The organism is Deinococcus marmoris DSM 12784 (genome assembly GCF_000701405.1).
GTDB lineage: Bacteria > Deinococcota > Deinococci > Deinococcales > Deinococcaceae > Deinococcus > Deinococcus marmoris.
The window spans coordinates 1-2,096 of sequence record NZ_JNIV01000217.1 but is presented as its reverse complement, the minus strand read 5'-3'; the positions used below and the strand labels follow the sequence as shown (position 1 = coordinate 2,096).

Below are 2,096 nucleotides of genomic sequence, written 5' to 3'. Positions count from 1 at the left end.
CACGGCATGCAGGCTCCCGGAGCGGGCTTGAACCAGCGGCTGGAACACCAGGAAAAGCTGGCGGTTCGCGAACGCCTGGCGCAACTCTGCCTCCATGGTCAGGGCTGTCAGTTCGACGGCATGCTCCTCAGCATCGTACCGGGAGACCGTCTGACCGAGCTGTTTGGACCGGTACAGGGCGTCTTCGGCCTGTTGAACGACCGACTCAGCGTCCTGTCCCGATTGAGATTCAGGACTGACGCCGATATGGTATTTGACGTAAAGCATCTCGCCCCGCACGGCAAAGGGCCGCCCCATGATTTGGGTCAACGCCGTAATGGTCGACTCCCCTGAGCCGCCAGGAACACGGAGCGCAAACCCGTTCCCGCCGGCCTGGGCGACGCTGCACTCGGGGAGGTCAAGCTCGAGGCGGCGCGCCACGGCGATCAGCAGTGCGTCCCCCGTGGCGTGACCATACTGTCGGTTGACGTTTCTGAAGTGTTTCAGATCAAGAATAATGACTGTAGGGTGCTGCCCGCCGGCCAGGGTCTGATTCAGCGCACGGACGAAGGCAGGCCGGTTCATCAGATCTGTCAGGCCGTCGACGTAGGCCAGCCGCTCAAGTTGCTTGAGATGTGCGTCGCGCTCAATGACCATGCTGGCCAGACCGGCCAAATGATCCAGTACCGGCTGGGCTTCAATCAGCTCGCCTGTCTCCGGCGGCTGAAGTTCGAGCGCGCCGATACGAACAGCTCCAGCCAGGATATCCGCCGACATTCCTGGTGCGGAGAGGACGCGCGGCGCATCGTCGCAGAGGTGCAGGACGGCCTGGGCCTGCGGGAAGGAGACCTCAAGAGCATTCAGAATCTGGTCCAGGACCTCCTGAAGCGGTGCTCCCTGAGCGCAGAGATGCAATGCCTGGGTCTGCCGGGTGTTCATTGCCAGCCGACGTTGACGATTGGTGTCGTCACGTCCGTAGCCGATCATCCGGTCAAGCTGTCCGTCGGCTCCGAACACTGGCAGGTAATGCCGTTGGTGATACCTGAATTGCCCGTCCGGGTCGCGTATGGCCTCTTCCCAGTTGACCCAGCGGCGACTGCGGGTGGCCTGCGCGAAAAGGCGCTGACGATCGGCGGCCAGTTGCGGATCATGCCCGCGCCAGCGGCAGTATTCGGTGTCAGTCAGTCCAATGATGCCCTGGCGCACCTCGGGATTCCCGATGGCCGCCGGGTTGGCGTAGACGTAGCGTCCCTGCTGGTCGAGCACGGCCACCTGGTAAGGAAGATCCTCAAGAATCGTTTGGTAGAACTTTTTCTGCTCGGCCAGTTCCTGGCGGATCTGCACCTCATCCGTGATGTCCCGCGCCACCACCAGAACTCCGGCCACAAGCGGATCGTCAAGGAGGCTGACCCAGGTGAGTTCCAGGTCTCTCCGGGAGCCGTCCTGATGGCGAACCTGATAGTGACGCCATTCAGGTGCCGGCAGTTCGGCAAAATCGTTTTTGACTCGAGCGGCTTCCTCAAGGGTCAGGAAATTAACCACCGGTTGACCAAGCACCGACATCACTTCGTAGCCGAGGTAGTGATGGACGCTCTCACTGGCGTAAGCAACCTTTCCTTCGGCATCGAGAATCAGGACGAGGTTCGTGACCAGCGCCATAATGTTCCGGGACACCGTTTCAAGTGCTTCCTGCTGCGCCGCCGTCATGCCAGACCCCGCGAGTCTGCTGGCCCACTTCGCGTAGACCTCCAATTCCTGGCCCACTTGACCGTCACTGCCAGAATTTGGAGGAGCCAGGAAGACCCACTGATATCAATCACTGGAAAGCAGATAAGGTGTCTCGTCTTCTGGCACCCATTCAGAGCCGTGCCATGCGGTTCAGAGTTTAACAGCATGTCCTGTTCGGCAAGCCAGAATTGGCCATGTCCCCCCGTGTTGGGGGATGATGAGTGACCGGCCAGCGGCCTTATCGAGGGCATGAAGACAGTCTAAAAAATCCTTCTCTCCGACTTCTTACCCAGGATGTAACTACTCAGCAGGGGGACTTGCGGAGTGGAATCAGATAGAGTAGGCGCATCAAGAACGCTCTTTGCCCCAATTGCCTGATCCTTCAAGCT

Annotated in this window: 1 protein-coding gene; it reads right to left on the bottom strand. The window is 60.0% G+C overall.

Features of this window, described 5'->3' with window-relative positions:
* A partial coding sequence (locus Q319_RS0123290) for a sensor domain-containing protein (RefSeq protein WP_034416667.1) occupies positions 1-1,686 on the bottom strand: 1,686 nt, incomplete at its 3' end.
* Positions 1,687-2,096 lie beyond the last annotated feature (410 nt).